Origin of the sequence: Halostella pelagica, from assembly GCF_004762015.1 — an archaeon.
GTDB classification, from domain to species: domain Archaea; phylum Halobacteriota; class Halobacteria; order Halobacteriales; family Natronoarchaeaceae; genus Halostella; species Halostella pelagica.
This window is the reverse complement of sequence record NZ_SJES01000002.1, coordinates 392,028-409,006: the sequence shown is the minus strand read 5'-3', so window position 1 is coordinate 409,006 and position 16,979 is coordinate 392,028. Positions and strand designations below refer to the sequence as shown.

The following is a 16,979-nucleotide window of genomic DNA, read 5'->3' as shown; positions in this document are numbered from 1 at the left end:
TAAACGCACCTGGGGCGTTCCGCAGGGCGGCTTACGCCCCGCGGAGGTCGTTCACGTGGTCGATGCGCTTCTGAACGAGGTCGGCCGTGCCGATGTCGTGGCGGATCCGCAGGCCCTCCTCGCCGGCGACGGCGAGCGCGTCCTCCGCTATCTCCTCCGCGTCGGCGATGGTGTCGCCGACGCCGACGACGGCGAACGACCGGGACGTCGTGGTGTAGATACCGTCATCACGTGCATCCACTGAAGCGTAGTACAGCAACGCCTCCCCCGCGCTCTCTTCGTCGACCCGGACTTTCGCACCGGATTTCGGGTCCGTCGGGTACCCCTCAGGGACGGCGTACTTGCAGACCGTCGCCTTTTCGGCGAAATCGAGGTCTGGCAGGGACTCGTCGTCGCGCGCGGCGGTCAGCACGTCGAGGAAGTCGGTTTCGAGGACCGGTAGCGTGTTCATCGCCTCGGGGTCGCCGAACCGGGCGTTGAACTCGACGACGCGCGGCCCGTCCGCACCGAGCATGAACTGGCCGTAGAGGACGCCGCGGTAGCCGTCCAGCGCGTCGACGGTCGCCTCGATGATCCGGACTGCCTCGCGGTAATCGGCCTCGTTCATGAACGGGAGTTGCGGGATCGAGTCGCTGTAACTCCCCATACCGCCGGTGTTCGGCCCCTCGTCGCCCTCGTAGGCGCGCTTGTGGTCCTGCACGGCGGGCGTGGTACGTACCTCGCCGTTCGCGACGAACGCCTGCAGAGTGAACTCTTCGCCGACGAGACGCTCTTCGAGGACGAACTCCTCGTACTCGCTCTCGCGGACGTACTCCATCGCCTCGGCCTTCGTGATCTGGTCGCCCGTGACGCGGACGCCCTTCCCGTCCGTCAGTCCGGTGGGCTTGACCGCGAGGTGGCCGTCGTACTCGTCGATGTACGCCGCCGCGTCCTCGGGGTCGTCGAACGTGGCGAAATCCGGACAGCCGGGGATATCGTGGTCGGCCATGAACTCCCGCTGGAACTGCTTGTCCGTCTCGATGCGTGCCTCGGCCCGTTTCGGGCCGAACGCGTACACGCCGACGTCTTCGAGGGCGTCGACGACGCCCGCGGCGAGCGGCGTCTCCGGGCCGATAACCGCGAGCGTCGCGTCGACCGACTCCGCGTAGTCGGCCACCGCGTCGACGTTCGTCGTGTCCAGGCTCTCGAACCCGTCGGCGATGCGCGTGATGCCGGGGTTGCGGTTGCCCGCGCAGGCGTACAGGTCGCAGTCCGACTCCGACAGCGAGCGAGCAATAGCGTGTTCGCGGCCGCCGCCGCCGACCAGCAGGACAGTCTCCGTCATAGACGTTGGTGGTGAGCACGGAGGTGTAAAGTTTTCTTTTCGCGCCGGGGGTATAATGCATGTCCGTGGATATAACACGGGAACTGCCGACGCCGCCGATACGCGGCAGTCGTACCGACGACTTGGGGTTTACGAGTCTCCGGACACTACGTCCGGCCATGAGCGCACCGACGGACCGCAACCGCCTCGACGAGGAGGAGAGCCCGTACTTGCGCCAGCACGCGGACAACCCCGTGAACTGGCAGCCCTGGGACGAACAGGCTCTGGAAGCGGCGAAAGAGCGAGACGTTCCAATCTTCCTCTCGGTCGGCTACTCCGCCTGCCACTGGTGTCACGTGATGGAGGAGGAGAGCTTCGAGGACGGAGAGATAGCCGACATGCTCAACGAGGACTTCGTCCCGATAAAGGTCGACCGCGAGGAGCGGCCCGATCTGGACAGCATCTACCAGACTGTCTGCCAACTCGTCAGCGGGCGCGGCGGGTGGCCGCTCTCCGTCTGGCTGACGCCGGAGGGAAAGCCGTTCTACGTCGGGACGTACTTCCCGAGAGAGGAAAAGCGCGGGATGCCCGGGTTCGGCGACCTGCTGGAGAACATCGCGAACTCCTGGGAGACGGACCGCGAGGAGATGGAAAACCGGGCACAGCAGTGGACCGATGCGGCGACGGACCGACTGGAGGAGACGCCGGGTGCGGGCGGGGCTGCGCCGGGGAGCGAGATACTAGAGACGGCCGCCGACGCCGTGCTCCGCAACGCCGACCGCGAACACGGCGGGTTCGGCTCCGGAGGACCGAAGTTCCCGCAGCCACAGCGCATCGACCTCCTCCTGCGGGCGCACGCCCGGACCGGTCGAGACACGTATCGAGAGGTCGTCGAGGAGACGCTCGACGCGATGGCGGACGGGGGCGTGTACGACCACGTCGGCGGCGGGTTTCACCGCTACGCGACGGACGCCGACTGGACAGTGCCTCACTTCGAGAAGATGCTGTACGACAACGCGGAGCTCCCGCGGGCGTATCTCGCCGGCTACCAGGTGACCGGAGAGGAGCGGTACGCCGAGGTAGCCCGCGAGACGTTCGCGTTCGTGGAACGGGAGCTTACCCACCCGGAAGGTGGGTTCTTCAGCACGCTCGACGCCCAGAGCGCCGTCCCCCAGAGTCGGGTTCCGGACGCCGACGAACGCGACGACGAACCGGGCGACGAGGAGGGCGCGTTCTACGTCTGGACGCCGGCGGAAGTCCGGGCCGTCCTCGACGAGCAGACGGCGGACCTGATCTGCGACCGCTACGGGATCACGCCGTCGGGCAACTTCGAGGGGGGAACAACGGTGCTGACGATCAGCGAGAGCGTCGAGAGCCTCGCCGACGAGTATGACATCGACCCAGACGCCGTGGAGAAGCAACTCGACGCGGGAACCGACGAACTGTTTCGGGCCCGCGCCGATCGGCCGCGCCCCCGCCGCGACGAGAAGGTGCTGGCGGGGTGGAACGGCCTGATGATCGCCGCGCTCGCCGAAGGCGGCATCGTGCTGGACGAGGCGTACGCGACGCTCGCCGAGGACGCGCTGTCGTTCGTCCGCCAGCATCTCTGGGACGAGGAGACGGGGCGGCTGAGCCGTCGGTACAAGGATGTCTCCGAGTCCGCGGACTCGGAGGCTCGGGAGACGGAGTCTCCCGGTGAGGACGTCAAAGGCGACGGCTACCTGGAGGATTACGCTTTCCTCGGCCGCGGCGCGTTCGTCCTGTACGAGGCGACCGGCGACGTGCAGTATCTCCGGTTCGCGCTCGACCTTGCCCGAGCGATCGAGGCGGAGTTCTGGGACGGGGACGCGGAGACGCTGTACTACACGCCGGAGAGCGGCGAGGAACTGGTCACGCGCCCGCAGGAACTCCGCGACCAGTCGACACCTTCGAGCGTCGGCGTGGCTCTCGACCTCCTGCTCTCGCTCGACCACTTCGTCCCGCACGACGACTTCGCGGAGATAGCCGAGGCGGTCGTCGGCACGCACGGCGACCGGATACGGTCGAGTCCGGTCGAGTACTCCTCGCTGGCGATGGCCGCCGACCGCGTGGAGACGGGCGGCCTCGAACTCACGGTCGTCGCCGACGACGTGCCCGAGTCCTGGCGCGCCCGGTTCGCCGGCGAGTACCTCCCGAACCGGATCCTGTCTCGCCGCCCGCCGACCGAGGACGGCCTCGCAGAGTGGTTGGACGAGTTAGACCTCGACGACGCGCCGCCGATCTGGACGAACCGCACTGAGGACGGCGGACGGGCGACGCTGTATGTCTGCCGCTCGTTCACCTGTTCGCCGCCCCAGACCGACGTGGACGCGGCGATGGAGTGGGCGGAGGATCTCGTGCCGGGCACGGCGGATACAGGAGACGGAGTGTAGAGCGAACGGAAGGTCGGTTCGGGCCCCGGAGGCGGGTGGGAGGCAACTGTTTTGGGATGTCGCTTACGGGCGTCAATCCCTTTCTGTTCGGTATGGAGACACCAGCAGCACTCGAAAAAGTAGCCGGGGAACGGGACGCAATCGAGATCGGCAAACGCGAGTACGACGACGAGAGCGTCGTCGTCGTCGACTTCGGACCGACGGGTGACAAACCGGTGGTCGACATCGTCGACGGCACGGCCATCGTCGTCGTGGACGGGAGCCAGTTCGAGTTCGACGTACCGGACGACGCTTCCGACGTGACCGTCAACGACGGCATCCTCACTATCACGGAAGAGAAGTAGGCACGCGGACCAGAGAGAAGGGGTCGGATCCGGCCGACAGTGCCGGGCGGTGTAGTAGCCGGTGAAACGGTTCACACAGTGATCGCCCGATAGCAGGCGATCGAGTGTGCAATGACTTTCACTGGCTACTGTAGTTACGGCGACGTTTCGAGTTCCTCTAACTGTTCGGCGATGAACGTGGCGGCAGGGCGGTCCTCTTCTTCGACGAAACGGGCGACCTCGTCGCCATCGCGTTCGACGGCGTCATCGGCGGCCGAGGAGTTCTGACTGTCCGTCGAGTTTCGCTCGACGATGATCGTGGGGATGAGTTCGATCCCGTACTCCTCGACGAGTGGACCGACCTTCTCGCCGTCTTCGCGCTCGACGGGGTAGTGTTCGATCCGGTCGTCAGGTATCCCGGCGGCGTCCAGCGCGGCGGCGAAGTCGGGAAGTGCGGCGCGACAGTCCTTGCACCAGTCGCCGCCCCACACTTTGTACGTCAGGTCGTCGTGAGCCGCCAGTGTGTCGACGGTGTCCTCGTACGCCGTCTCGTCGAACGTCGGAGTCGGCTGCATCGTGTCGAGTTCCATACACCGCAGTTGGCGTTCCAGCGATTTAACCGCCGCGCTCCCTGCGAACCCCGAAATCCGGCAATATAATCCTATTTCTTGCGCAGGGCCACCTGTCGAGAGAATCGTTACACGATTTATTGCGGTGCAAACTGTACACCACAAACGATGCAACAGCGATGTACGCTCTGTCGAAAGGTGATAGGGTCGGGGGAAGAGCGCGTCCTGTGTCACTGCGGTCGACTGCTCCACGACCGCTGTGCCGATGCGCACACGGACTGGTGTGACGTGGAGGGGAACGAGCGATGGATCGGGGCTGTCGAACTGTAGCGGCAGCGTCGAAACGTGCCCGGTTCCCGGAGGCTGGCGGCGGCACGTCCTGCCGGAGTCCGGCAGTAGTTTACCGTGGAGTCACCTAGGACTGTGCAATGAAAGAGAGCATTCTGGACGCTATCGGCTCCCCCCTCGTCCAGATCGGATCCCCCGAGGGGGCGACCGTCGCGGCGAAGGTCGAATCGTTCAACCCGGGGGGGTCCGCCAAGGACCGGCCGGCGCTGGCGATGGTGCGGGCCGCCGAACGCGAGGGGTTGATCGAACCCGGCGACCACCTCGTCGAACCGACGAGCGGCAACACCGGTATCGGCCTCTCCCTGGTCGCCGCCGCGCGGGGCTACGACATCACTATCGTACTGCCCGCCTCGAAATCGCCGGAGCGTCGTCGGATCATGCAGGCGTACGGCGCTGAACTCGAACTCGTCGACGGCGAGATGGAAACGGCCCGAGAGCGTGCCGACGAGTTAGTCGCCGAAACCGGCGCGGTTCAGTTGGGACAGTTCGAGAACCCGGCGAACCCCCAGTCACATTACGAGACGACCGGCGCGGAGATACTGGAACAGGTCGAGGACCGAGATATCGACGCGTTCGTCGCAGGCGTCGGAACGGGCGGAACGCTGTCGGGTACCGGGAAACGCCTCCGCGAAGAGTTCCCGGACGTGGAGATAGTCGCCGTCGAACCCGAGAAAAACGCCGTTCTATCGACCGGCGAATCCGGCGACGACGACTACCAGGGGATGGGTCCCGGCTTCGTCAGCGAGAACCTGGATCTGAGTCTCGTCGACGACGTCGAGACGGTACCGCTCGAAGACGCCGAGGCGGAGTGTCGCCGCCTCGCCCGCGAGGAGGGGATCCTCGTCGGCCAGTCGAGCGGCGCGACGAGCATCGCCGCGAAGCGGGTCGCGGAACGTATCGCTGAACCGGAGCGGAACTGCCCGCCCGCCCCGACCGGTGCGACGGGTCCCTCCGTCCAGTCCGACGGGGGCGAACCGCATTCGTCGACCGGTCGGGCGGGAAGCGGGGGGTCCGCGGACTACGACGACTGCCCGCTCGTCGTCACGGTGTTTTGGGACAGCGGCGAGCGGTATCTCACGACGGGTCTGTTCGACTGAGGCTGTCCGAAGCAGACGGCGACGGACCGCCGCGTCGGTCGTCGACCGGAGGCTACGGATCGACGCACGGAAGATGCACTGCCTCGACCCAGAAATCTCTGACCGCCCGCACCAGCGAGACGAACTCGTCCGGGCCGCTCGGTTTCGTGAGATACGCGTTCGCCGAAAGCTCGTAGCTCCGTATGATGTCTTCTTGGGCTTCAGAACTAGTCAAGACGAGTACCGGAAGCCGCGAGAGAACTGGGTCGTCTCTGATGTTTTCAAGAACTTCGAACCCGTCCATACGGCGCAGGTTCAGGTCCAGAAGGATCAGGTCCGGATACGGCGACGAATCCGTTCCCTCGCGGTCGTTCAGATACTCCAGTGCGTCGGCTCCGTCGCTGACTGCGTCAATCGTCACCTCGAAGTCAGCCGTGTCGAACGCCTCCCGCGTGAGCCGAACGTCGCCGGGGTTGTCCTCGACGAGTAGGATGTCTACCGGAGAGCTAGGGTTTCGATCACTGTGAGTGTTCACTCAGTTCTGCCTTACCGCCTCGGGGACGTAAGGGTGGTCGGTAAAATGTTTGGTCGGTGGATTCGATCTATCGGTGAGAAGGGCCGTATCGGCGCTCGTTCCCGTATTCTGGAGATGTTGTCGGTTGGGAGCGGACTCGGACGACGCCTGCGGGTATCGCTACGGTTGCGGGGAAGTCCGCGCGAGAAAGTCCGCGAGCGTCTCGTTGAACTGTCCCGGACGCTCCCGCGGCGGCCAGTGACCACACTCCTCGAAGACGGCGAGTTCCCCGTTCGGGAGCGACTGAGCGGCCGCTTCGGACCACTCGACCGGAAGCAACGGATCCTCGCGGCCGTGGGCCACGAGCGTCGGGATCCGAACCGACGCGAAGTTCGTCTCGTGACTGGTTCGGACGCCGCTCGGAGAGAACTCGTGGCGGAGGTAAGCGACGAAATCTTCGCCGGAGTCGGGCCGGCGGATGCGGTCGCGGACGTCGTCGACGAACTCCCCGTCGACGGCGTCGGCGTCGTAGACGATGTTTCGCAGCGCCGTCCGCGCCGCGGCGCGGTTAGCACCGAAGGCGAACCGACCGAACGTGTTTGCAAACGGCGCGTTCGCGAGGAAGTACGACCCGATACCGCCTGGGACGGCGTCGCTGAGGCCGTAACTGTCGACCAGTGCGAGGCGATCGACCCGGGCCGGATCGCGGACGGCAAGCGTGAGCGCCGCCGCGCCGCCCATCGAGATCCCCACCAGGGTCGCCGAGTCCAGACCGACGGCGTCGAGGAACCCGGCGAGCGTCTCGGTGTAGAACTCCGTCGTCGGAGTCACCCCGGCGTCGTCGCTCTCTCCGTACCCGGGCCAGTCCAGAGCGTACACCTGATACCTCTCGGCGAAATACGGCACGGCGTGTTTCCACGACACCGTCGCGTCGTCGACGCCGCCGCCGTGGAGGAAAACCAGCGGCGGCCCCGAGTCGCCGGCCCGCAGGTAGTGGAGACGGCGGTCGTCGACGGTGACGTACAGCGAATCGGCAGCGGGGACGTGTTCGTTGGTGATCATCGGCCGAACTCTGTCTCCGTTACGCGCACTGTCACCGTCTCGGTCACGTCGCGCAGGTCGTACTCGGGGGTCTCGCCGTCCGTCCGCGTGACGAACAGCGGTTCGACGAGTTCGCCGTCGTCGACGCCGTACAGGCGGAGATACTCGTCGGTCGCGTCGGGCGATACTCTGTCGTTGCGGAGCGCCTCCGCCAGGTTGCGAGAGAGCCACTCCGACTCGCTGACGCTCGGGTCCCTGACGAGGGCCGCGTCGGCGAAGCGGACGAGATACCAGTTGAGGTCGTTGAGCAGAGAGACGGCCGCGCCGACCGAGACGGTTTCAAGCGCGAGCGTGTTCTCGTACGGTCGGGAGAGGTCGTACGTCGCCAGCGCCTCGCGAGCGGTCTCCCTGGAGAGGAGTTCGAAGCGGAGGTCGACGCCGTCGGAACCGACGAGACAGACGCGGGTCACTGTCCGTTGATCCGCCTCGCGCAGTAATGTGAATTTCGCCTCGGCCGCAGCGTTTCGGCGACGGTTATTAAGCTTCGGCGTTGTACAGCATTCAGATCGATGGTTGCTCCGCTTGGACACCTCGGAATGGCATTGCTGTTTGCCGTTCCGGCCTGGTTGCTCTGGGACGGGAGAGTGAGCCTCGCGTTCATCGGCTTCACAGTCGCGACGGCAAATCTACCCGACCTCGACCTGTACCTACCGGTTCCGCACCACGGCGTGACACACACTATCGTGTTCGTAACCGGTGTCGCAGTGATTGTCGGCGCGATCACCGAGTACGCGCTGAAAGAGCGTCTCGACCGACTGTTCCTAAAAGAGCGAGGGTACAGCGCTTCGCCGGGTGCGCTGTTTCTGTTCGTCGCAGGCGGCCTGTTTCTCGGCGGGATGAGCCACCTCTTCGCCGACACGTTGTCCGCGCCGGACATCGCGAAACCGCTCGAACCGTTCTGGCCGTTCTTCGACAGGCCGTACTTCATCGACCTGGTCTGGTACGACTCGCCGTGGTGGAACGAAGGTCTGCTGATGCTGGCGGTACTGGTGCATCTGGCGCTCGCATACGTCGACCTGAAGGTCGATCATCCGTACGCGATCAGTCAGCAGGCGTGAGAGCGGGCGGACGCGAGGAACGCGACCGCTGCGGCGGCCGTTAGGGGTCGACGTACTCCGACGCCTCGGCGGCACGTTCCGCGCGCTCGAACAGGTCGTCTGGCTCCGCCTCGCGGAGGGGTTCGATCCGGGCGTTCGTCTCCGCCTGGTCCGGCGCGAAGCGGTTACAGCCCGCGGGTATCGTCGAGTCGCTGAACGTGCCGATCCGCCTCGCCCGTTCCGTGATCTCGTTTTTGTCGAGCGAGAGGAGCGGGCGGTGAACCGGAAGGTCCGTCGCCCGACTCGTCACGCCGAAGTTTCGGGCGGTCTGGCTCGACTTCTGTCCGAGCGCCTCGCCCGTGACGATGCCGTGGGCACCCTCGCGCTCCGCGACGCGTTCGGCGACGCGGTAGATGAACCGTCGGAACGCGAGCATCCGGCCCTGTTCGAGTTCGTCGACCAGCAGGGAGACGGTGTCGCCCGCGGGAACGCGCCGGACGCGGAAATCGAAGTTCGGCGCGCGCTCCGCGAGCGTTCTGACCGTTTCCATCGCCCGCGCCTCGTGGTCCGGGCCGCCGTAGTCGCCCAGGTCCACGTAGACGGGAACTATCGGCGCGCCGCGTTTCATCACCTCGTAGGCGGCCACCGGCGAGTCGATGCCGCCGCTGACGAGTGCGACGACCGGGGCCTGACTGCCGAGCGGCAGTCCGCCCGGCCCCGCCCGCTTTTCCAGAAAGACGAACGCGTCGCCCTCCTTGCGGCACTCGACGAAGAAGGTGAGGTCAGGGTCGTCGAGGTCGACCTCGGGCGCGAACTCGTCCTCGACCGACTCCCAGACCGCCTGGCCGCCGAACTCCTCGACGTCCTTGCTGGTGAACGGAAGTGAATCGCCCGCCCTGCGTGCGTCGACGGCGAACGTTCCCCCGTCGTAGTGCTCCCGTGCGGCGCGAGCCAGCGCGTCCTCGATGGCCGCCCGCTCGGCCGACACGACGAGCGCGGGGCTGGCGGAGACGACGCCGAACGCGTCGCTGACGGCGTCGGTCGCCGCCTCGACCTGGGACTCGGCGGTGTGAACGAGCGGACGCGTCCATCGGTGTTCGACCTCGGCGGCGATGTCGCGGTCTGACAGCAACGCCTCGACGTTCTCCACGAGGCGTCCCGCCATGTCGCGCTGGACGCTACCGCTCTTCTGGTTGATGTCGCCGTACCGCACGACGACGGTGTCCGCTCCCGGGGGTTTCATATCGACCAGTTGACCGCGGGGAGATAAACAGCCTTCGGGCGACGGGCGCACCCGCCATCTACGGTCATAAGGGCTATTGTCCGTCATTTCGGTAGCTCGACGACACGGGGTCGGCGAATACCGGGACACAGTTACAACAGTCCCTCTCAGAAGGTAGAGAGTTCGCCGTCGATCACTCGCTCGGTGATGTCGGTGACGTTCGCGAGTTTCTCCTCGACGATAGCGGCGACGTCGTCCTCGATGTCCTCGACGGAGATGCCCTCCTCAGTGACGACCTGGGCGTCGGCGACGTGGGGGCGGTCGATGGGGCGGCCGATCTGGCTGAGCAGTCGGACTCGCAGGTCGCGGATGCCGTCCACTTCCGCGACGACGCTCTCGGCGATGTCCGTCGACAGCAGGTTGTATATCTTTCCGATGTGGTTGACGGGGTTCTTGCCGCTGGTCGCCTCCATGCTCATCGAGCGGTTCGGCGTGATGAGCCCGTTCGCGCGGTTCCCGCGGCCGACGGAGCCGTCGTCGCCCTGTTCGGCCGAGGTGCCGGTGACGGTGAGGTAGATAGAGCCGTCCTCGTAGTCGTCGGCGGTGTTTACGTGGACCGTCACGTCGCGGTCGGTGTAGTCCGCCGCGAGACGCTGAACGTGCTCGCGGATGGCGTTGACGGTAGCGTCGTACTCATCGAGATCAGAAACGTACTCGTCGACGATGGCCGCGGCGACGGTCACGTCGATGTGGTCGCCCTCGCGTTTGCCCATGATCTTCACGTCCGGACCGACCTCGGGGTTTTCGTCGGCGTACTCGCCGGTGAGGCTGCGTTCGGCTTCGCGGACGATCTGCTCCGTCTCGGTCAGGGGCGCGTGGCCGACGCCGAAGGAAGTGTCGTTGGCCATCGGGACCGTCTGTCCCTCCTCGCCGAACACTTCCTGAAGGTCGCCGCTTCCCTCGCCGAGTTTCACGTCGACGACGATGTCCGTTCCGACGTCGAGTTCGGGGATGTTCTCGTTCAGATAGTCGCGGGCGGCCTCGAGCGCGATGGTCTCGGCCGGGATCCGCACATCACCGTACTCTTTCGTCGCACGACCGACGATGAGCAGGTAGATAGGCTCGATCACCTCGCCGCCGCCGAACGCCGGCGCGGCGTTGCCGGCGACTAGCTGTGTCTCGTCCGTGTTGTAGTGTAACACCTTCCCAACGCGGTCGAGATACGCCTGGGCGAGGGCGCTAGAGACGCTCTCCGCGACGCCGTCACAGATCGAATCGGGGTGGCCGATACCTTTCCGCTCGACGATCTCAACCTCCTGGTCCTCGATTGCGAGTCGCTCGATGGACTCGACGGTGATGTTCCGCTCGGTCATTGCACCAAATTTCACTGTCGGCTGTTCTATAACTTGCGGAAACCTACGACACACCGGTAATGTTCATCAGTTATCCCCCGCGTTCGGCTCTTCGAGAAGCAGTCCCAGATACGACGTTCGTATCTGCGTCTCGGGGTCGAGTCCGAGTCGCCGAAGTACGTCGTACGCGCCCTCCCTGGCCGTCTCGACGCCCGCCTCGTCCGTTTCGGTCTCGACCTCCACGAACTCGCCGAGACCGTCGACCGCGTCGAGCGTAACGGCGTAGCCGTCGACGGTGTATCGGTCTCGGCCCTTGCTGACCGTCGCGGCCGGGTCGAAACCGAGGCCGTCGAGGATAGCAGCCATCGTCTCGCCGTCGTCGACTCCGGTCTCGAACTCCTCGCGCGTCTTGGACGCTCTGTCGACGAGCGGTCCCTTGTAGGTGACGCGCGCGGTCTCGGCCTCGGCCTCGGGCGACCGTTCGCGGCGGATACGAAGCGCCTCGTCCGTCTCGGCGAAACTTCGGTGCGGGGCGTCGTAATACGTGTCCTCCTGAACGACGGCTCCGACCGATTCCGCGCCGACCGCCTCCAGTCGGTCGCGGACGGCATCGTGGTCGGCCCGAACCTTCACTTCGACCTCGAACATACCCCCGGAGAGGGCGAGGCCGCTAAAAAGGGTTGCTTACGGAGACGGCGATAGACCCTGATCGAGCGTCGTTTCGAACTTCCACCACGTCTCGCGCGACCGACGGGACCGCTGACGCGGTGAAAACGTGGTTCTTAAATGCCGACCGAGAGACGTACAATGTATGAGCGAAGAACCAGAGGCCGAACAGGCCGATGAAGCGGACGCCACCGAGAGCGAAGAGGAAGTAGAACAGGAGGAGGGACTGCAGCAAGGTGATTTCGTCCGTCTCGATTACACCGCTCGCACCGAAGACGGCCAGCTCGTCGACACGACCGACCCCGAAGTCGCCGAGGAAGAGGGCGTTGACGACCAGGACCAGACGTTCGAACCGCGCGTCGTGGTGCTGGGCGAGGGCCACATCTTCGCCGCGGTGGAGGAGGACATCTACGGCAAGGAAGTCGGCGATTCCGGTAGCGTGACCGTCCCCGCCGAGGAGGCGTTCGGCGAGCGCGACGACGAGGAGGTCCGCACCGTCAGCGCCGAGAAGCTCCCCGAGGACGAGCGCTACCCCGGCGCGCACGTCAACATCGACGGCGAACACGGCCACGTCGAGACGATCATCGGCGGCCGCGCCCGCGTCGACTTCAACCACCCGCTCGCCGGCGAAGCCGTCGACTACGAGTACGAGATTCTCGACCTCGTCGAGGACCGCGTCGAGCAGGCGAAAGGCCTGATCGGCATGTACGTCGACGTCGACCTCGACATGTGGATCGAGACCGACGAAGTGGAAGAGGAGGTCCAGGTCGACGACGAGGACGACGACGATGACTCCGAACCCGAGTTCGAGACGCAGACCGTCGAGAAGGAGACGCTCTACATCGAGTCCACGCCCCAGCTGGCGATGAACCAGCAGTGGATGATGTCGAAACAGCAGGTCGCACAGGACGTGGTCGACCGTCTCGACCTCGACCGCATCATCGTGCAGGAGACCCTCGGCGAGGGCGCCGGCATGATGGGCGGCCTGGGCGGCATGATGGGCGGAGGCATGGGCGGCGGCGACATCGAGGACGCCCTCGAAGACGCCGACGTCGACGCCGACGAGATAGTCGACGAACTCGAAGACGCCGAAGAGTAACGCCGCGGCGCTTTTCTGTTTTCTCCGCCCCTACCAGCAGGTTTTTCTCACCAGACACACGGGGAAAACCTATGTCAACCACTCGCTCCAACCGGCCGATAGCCGTCGAACCGCGCTGTCCGACCGCCGTAGGTTTGAACCATGGGTAGCATCCCGACCTGGTTCGCCGACGCGTGGCGGCGGTCCGAGCGCCTCATCCACCTGGCGGTCGTCCCGCTGGTCACGGCGTTGCTGGCGTTCGAAAAGGTCCAACAGGCGTTGAGCGTGGCCGGCCCCGGCAGATTCCACGCCGGCGTCGCGATCCGGTTTCCTGCTGTCGTCGTCGACCTCTGGTCGTTCGTGAGTTTGCCGTCCGTGGGACCGGGCGTCCGCGTCACGTCGCCCCTGTGGCTGCTTCCGATCATCTTCGTCGTCCACAGCGTGCTGGCGGCGGGGTACCTCGGCAGTATCAGCGACGGACTCGACGACGGCCGGTACGACTTCGCGGCCGCCGTCGAACGGTACTTCGTCCGGTTGGTCGCCTACAACGCGCTGGTGTGGACCGTCGTGTTCGCGGCAGTCGTTCTCGGCGTTCTCACCGGACCGCTCGTCCTCCTCCTGTTCCCTCTCTTTCTCCTGTTGAACTACCTGTTTTTCGCGACGCCGTACCTGATCGTCGCGCGCGACACCTCCGTGGTCGCCGCGCTGAGGGAAAGTTACGCCCGGGCGGTCGACGGCGGTCCCTACTTCGAGTTCGCGCTCCAGTATCTCGCCGCTGTCCTCGTGCTATCGATCCCGACGACGCTGATGGCGGTGAACGCCGGGCCTGTCGGAATTCTGGTCGCGGCGGCGGTAACTGCACGAGTCGGCCTGGCCTTCTCGACTGGCGTGATGCGGTTCGTCCACCAGCGGACCCGCGGCCCGCGGTCGGACTAATACTGTCGGCTGTACCTTCGGAACGATACTCGGGCTTCCGGGGAGTCCGATATTCTTCAAGGGAGTACAGCCGACAGTATAACTCACGCGATGTCGCGGCTGGTGTCGATGGCGACTTCCTCGGTCAGTTCGAGTTTGATCGTCTCCGTGAGCGCGCGGCCGCCCCGGAACTTCGGAACGGCGAGGCGGTTCACCATATCGGTCCCCTCGACGCGCGTGTCGAGGTCGAAAACCAGATCGGCCATATGCTGGGTCGAATCCCTGTTTTCTGGGGGGTTTTGGCCGTCCAGACAGTGCAACACGGCGATAGAGCCGGTGTTTACCATGTGGGTCTGGAGTTCGTTGAGGAAGTTCCGGTAACGCGCGGGTTCGCGGCGTTCCAGTGTGTCCACCGGATCGATGATGAGGTTCGCGCCTTCCGGGAGCGCGCGGATCAGTCGGTTGGCCTCGTCGAGCGGTTCGCTTCCCCCCACGTCTCTGACTGTCGGGCTTCCGACCTGGGTGTTCGTCCCCTCCACCGCGTCTCTGACGGCCTGATCGGAGCGTTGCGTCGTGAGATACAGCGTTCCCCGCGCGGCGGTGAGTTCGTACAACAGAAGTTCCGCCTGGCTAGCCGGTGACGCCGTGAGGGCAACGATAGATCCGGGCGGGACGCCGCCGTTCAGTTTCCGGTCGAGGACGTCGATTCCGGTCTCTAGTCGGCCAGCCATTCAACTGGGAAGTAATTGGACAGGGTATAAATAATACTTTGGCTAGACAGCGTGTTCCAGCGGAGAACGCCGACCGCCCCCGGGCCGGTCAGTCGCCTGCGAGGCCGGCTTTTACGTTCAACTGCCGGTACGCCCTCGCGGTCGCCGAGGACCGGAGCGGGTCGTCGCCGCCATCGGGAACCGCGACGACCGCATCCGTCCCGAGCAGTCGGTTGACGCTCTCGGGGGTTTCGTCGGTACGGACGACAGCCCCCGCGACGACGGCGGTGTCAAGTGCGCGAGCCATCGCGGCGGTTTTCGCGGCGTCCCGCAGGCTCTCCTCAGTCGGCAACGAAACGACGATAGCGCGGTCGGCGACGCGTAGCGGGTCGGCGGCGTCGGGACCTGCACCGGCGGGACAGTCGAGCAAGACGCGGCGCTCGCACCGAGAGAGGTGACGAAGCGACTGCGCCGCGTCCGGGTCGTCTCGGCCGGCCGCAGGGAGGATCCTGACGCCCGCGGTGGCGGGGTCCTGGTGCGCGATGGCTGCGGGGTCGGCCGTCGCCGAAACGTCCGTGACTGACGGCTCGTCAGGAACGCCGGCAAGTGCGTGCAGGTTCGGCATTTCACGGTCCGCGTCGACGGCGAGAGCCGTTCGACCCGCCCGCCCCAGCGCCCGTGCCAGGCCGAGCGCCGTCGTCGTCTTCCCACAGCCACCTTTCCCCCCGGCGATAGCGAGCATACGGCACCTCGCCGCGTCATCCCCTATCAACCTCCGGAGCCGATGGGGAGAATTGAATAGGCCGGGGCGTCCCAGCCTACACGATGCGGCACGACCATCTCATCACGGCACGACAACTGTCGCGGGCGGACATCGAAACCGTCCTCGACCGGGCCGCGGAGTTCGACGCTGACCCGGCGGCGTACGGCGACCGCCACCCCGGAGCGCTGTTAGGCCTGCTCTTTTTCGAACCGAGTACCCGGACGAAGATGAGCTTCGAGACGGCGATGAAACGACTCGGCGGTGACGTCGTCGACATGGGATCGGTCGAGTCTTCGAGCGTCAAGAAAGGCGAGAGTCTCGCCGACACCGTGCGGGTGATCGAAGGGTACGCCGACGCGCTCGTCCTCCGGCACCCCCGACAGGGCGCGGCCAAACTGACCGGCGAGTACGTCGACGTCCCGCTGCTGAACGCCGGCGACGGGGCTGGCCACCACCCCACACAGACGCTGCTCGACCTATACACCATCCGCGAAAACGCCGGACTCGACGACCTGACGATCGGTATCATGGGCGACCTGAAGTACGGTCGGACGGTCCACTCGCTTGCCCACGCACTGACGAACTTCGACGCGCACCAGCACTTCATCAGCCCCGAAAGCCTCCAGATACCCCGGAGCGTCCGATACGACCTGCACGAGTCGGGAGCGATGGTCCGCGAGCACACCGACCTGACGGATATCCTGCCGGAACTAGACGTGCTGTACGTCACCCGTATCCAGCGCGAGCGGTTCCCCGACGAGAACGAGTACCACGCCGTGGCCGGCGAGTATCAGATCGACGCCGAGACGCTGGAGGCGGCGAGCGACGACCTGACCGTGATGCACCCCCTGCCGCGCGTCGACGAGATCGCGGCCGACGTCGACGACACCGACCACGCGAAATACTTCGAGCAGGCGCACAACGGCGTGCCGGTGCGCATGGCACTGCTCGATCTCCTCCTCGGTGATTCCGAATGAGCGACCACGAACTCCGCGTCAGCAAGATCCGCGACGGTACCGTCATCGACCACGTCCCCGGCGGCCAGGCGTTGAACGTGCTCGTCATCCTCGACATCGACGGGACGGGCGGCGAACAGGTCAGTATCGGAATGAACGTCCCCAGCGACCGCCTCGGCCGCAAGGACATCGTCAAGGTCGAAGGGCGAGAACTCAGTCAGGACGAGGTCGACGTACTGTCGCTCATCGCCCCGGATGCGACTATCAACATCGTTCGGGATTACGAAGTGATCGACAAACACCGGTTAGAACGTCCCGATCACGTCCGCGGCGTCCTCTCGTGTCCGAACCGGAACTGCATCACTACGGACGAGGAACCCGTCGACTCGAAGTTCGAAGTACTTCCCGACGGCGTACGTTGTGAGTACTGCGAGACGATCATCCGCGAGAAGATTCCGGATCACATCGGATCAGCCTAGCGGATACGCCCCAGAAATTCTATATACTTTCGGAACGTAACAAAGGGTATGTCCAGGAAAGTAAAGGTCCTGTTGGCCGTGGCACTGGTTATGATCGCGTTCAAGATGCTGTCAACCGACAGCACACCGACAGAGATAGAGTACGAAGAAGACTAG

Annotated in this window: 19 protein-coding genes; 9 read left to right on the top strand and 10 right to left on the bottom strand. The window is 65.4% G+C overall.

All coding sequences use genetic code 11. From position 1 onward, the window contains the following. Positions 1-31 precede the first annotated feature (31 nt). The gene (gene purD, locus EYW42_RS06510; RefSeq protein WP_135534443.1) at positions 32-1,324 is read right to left on the bottom strand and encodes a phosphoribosylamine--glycine ligase; all 1,293 of its coding nucleotides are present in this window, start codon (positions 1,322-1,324) and stop codon (positions 32-34) included. 158 nt (positions 1,325-1,482) lie between these two features. Between purD and EYW42_RS06505 the strand changes: the two genes are divergently transcribed. Next, positions 1,483-3,714, top strand: coding sequence for a thioredoxin domain-containing protein (locus EYW42_RS06505; protein WP_135534442.1), 2,232 nt, complete (start codon positions 1,483-1,485; stop codon positions 3,712-3,714). A gap of 92 nt (positions 3,715-3,806) precedes the next feature. Beyond that, entirely contained in the window at positions 3,807-4,058 is a 252-nt protein-coding gene (locus EYW42_RS06500; protein WP_135534441.1) for a DUF7127 family protein, read from the top strand. 134 nt (positions 4,059-4,192) lie between these two features. Here the strand turns inward: EYW42_RS06500 and EYW42_RS06495 are convergent, their stop codons facing one another. Next, on the bottom strand, positions 4,193-4,627 hold the full coding sequence (locus EYW42_RS06495; protein ID WP_135534440.1) for a TlpA family protein disulfide reductase: 435 nt from the start codon (positions 4,625-4,627) through the stop codon (positions 4,193-4,195). A gap of 147 nt (positions 4,628-4,774) precedes the next feature. Between EYW42_RS06495 and EYW42_RS19445 the strand changes: the two genes are divergently transcribed. Beyond that, positions 4,775-4,936, top strand: a complete 162-nt coding sequence (locus tag EYW42_RS19445; protein WP_161972917.1) for a hypothetical protein — start codon at positions 4,775-4,777, stop codon at positions 4,934-4,936. A gap of 98 nt (positions 4,937-5,034) precedes the next feature. Further along, positions 5,035-6,051, top strand: a complete 1,017-nt coding sequence (locus tag EYW42_RS06490; protein WP_135534439.1) for a PLP-dependent cysteine synthase family protein — start codon at positions 5,035-5,037, stop codon at positions 6,049-6,051. Positions 6,052-6,103: 52 nt separating this feature from the next. Here EYW42_RS06490 and EYW42_RS06485 read toward each other — a convergent pair whose 3' ends face one another. The 3 genes from EYW42_RS06485 to EYW42_RS06475 form a co-directional block, all read right to left on the bottom strand. Next, the gene (locus tag EYW42_RS06485; protein ID WP_135534438.1) at positions 6,104-6,565 is read right to left on the bottom strand and encodes a response regulator; all 462 of its coding nucleotides are present in this window, start codon (positions 6,563-6,565) and stop codon (positions 6,104-6,106) included. A 159-nt stretch (positions 6,566-6,724) separates the two neighbouring features. Then, positions 6,725-7,606, bottom strand: coding sequence for an alpha/beta fold hydrolase (locus EYW42_RS06480; protein ID WP_135534437.1), 882 nt, complete (start codon positions 7,604-7,606; stop codon positions 6,725-6,727). Then, positions 7,603-8,055 carry a DUF5804 family protein gene (locus EYW42_RS06475; protein ID WP_135534436.1) on the bottom strand — a complete coding sequence of 151 codons (453 nt, stop codon included), beginning with the start codon at positions 8,053-8,055 and terminating at the stop codon, positions 7,603-7,605. The genes EYW42_RS06480 and EYW42_RS06475 overlap by 4 nt, the downstream gene beginning before the upstream one ends. A 99-nt stretch (positions 8,056-8,154) precedes the next feature. Between EYW42_RS06475 and EYW42_RS06470 the strand changes: the two genes are divergently transcribed. Beyond that, the gene (locus tag EYW42_RS06470) at positions 8,155-8,703 is read left to right on the top strand and encodes a metal-dependent hydrolase (protein ID WP_135534435.1); all 549 of its coding nucleotides are present in this window, start codon (positions 8,155-8,157) and stop codon (positions 8,701-8,703) included. A 40-nt stretch (positions 8,704-8,743) separates the two neighbouring features. On the opposite strand, the gene EYW42_RS06465 is transcribed toward EYW42_RS06470, so the two are convergent. From EYW42_RS06465 to cyaB, 3 genes are all read right to left on the bottom strand, one after another. Next, positions 8,744-9,925, bottom strand: coding sequence for a tRNA sulfurtransferase (locus EYW42_RS06465; RefSeq protein ID WP_135534434.1), 1,182 nt, complete (start codon positions 9,923-9,925; stop codon positions 8,744-8,746). Positions 9,926-10,071: 146 nt separating this feature from the next. Further along, positions 10,072-11,277 carry a methionine adenosyltransferase gene (locus EYW42_RS06460; protein ID WP_135534433.1) on the bottom strand — a complete coding sequence of 402 codons (1,206 nt, stop codon included), beginning with the start codon at positions 11,275-11,277 and terminating at the stop codon, positions 10,072-10,074. Positions 11,278-11,343: 66 nt separating this feature from the next. Further along, positions 11,344-11,904: a class IV adenylate cyclase gene (gene cyaB, locus EYW42_RS06455; RefSeq protein ID WP_135534432.1), complete on the bottom strand. Its 561-nt coding sequence runs from the start codon at positions 11,902-11,904 to the stop codon at positions 11,344-11,346. A gap of 163 nt (positions 11,905-12,067) precedes the next feature. Between cyaB and EYW42_RS06450 the strand changes: the two genes are divergently transcribed. After that, positions 12,068-13,021: an FKBP-type peptidyl-prolyl cis-trans isomerase gene (locus tag EYW42_RS06450; protein WP_135534431.1), complete on the top strand. Its 954-nt coding sequence runs from the start codon at positions 12,068-12,070 to the stop codon at positions 13,019-13,021. 141 nt (positions 13,022-13,162) lie between these two features. Continuing rightward, entirely contained in the window at positions 13,163-13,936 is a 774-nt protein-coding gene (locus tag EYW42_RS06445; protein WP_135534430.1) for a hypothetical protein, read from the top strand. An 83-nt stretch (positions 13,937-14,019) separates the two neighbouring features. Here the strand turns inward: EYW42_RS06445 and EYW42_RS06440 are convergent, their stop codons facing one another. After that, positions 14,020-14,646: an RAD55 family ATPase gene (locus EYW42_RS06440; RefSeq protein ID WP_135534429.1), complete on the bottom strand. Its 627-nt coding sequence runs from the start codon at positions 14,644-14,646 to the stop codon at positions 14,020-14,022. Positions 14,647-14,734: 88 nt separating this feature from the next. Then, complete coding sequence (locus tag EYW42_RS06435) at positions 14,735-15,367, bottom strand: MinD/ParA family ATP-binding protein (RefSeq protein WP_135534428.1); 633 nt, start codon at positions 15,365-15,367, stop codon at positions 14,735-14,737. Positions 15,368-15,450: 83 nt separating this feature from the next. Here EYW42_RS06435 and pyrB point away from each other — a divergent pair, with 83 nt between their 5' ends. Further along, positions 15,451-16,365: an aspartate carbamoyltransferase gene (gene pyrB / locus EYW42_RS06430; protein ID WP_135534427.1), complete on the top strand. Its 915-nt coding sequence runs from the start codon at positions 15,451-15,453 to the stop codon at positions 16,363-16,365. Continuing rightward, positions 16,362-16,823: an aspartate carbamoyltransferase regulatory subunit gene (gene pyrI, locus EYW42_RS06425; RefSeq protein WP_135534426.1), complete on the top strand. Its 462-nt coding sequence runs from the start codon at positions 16,362-16,364 to the stop codon at positions 16,821-16,823. Before pyrB ends, pyrI begins: the two co-directional genes overlap by 4 nt. The last annotated feature ends 156 nt before the right edge of the window (positions 16,824-16,979 follow it).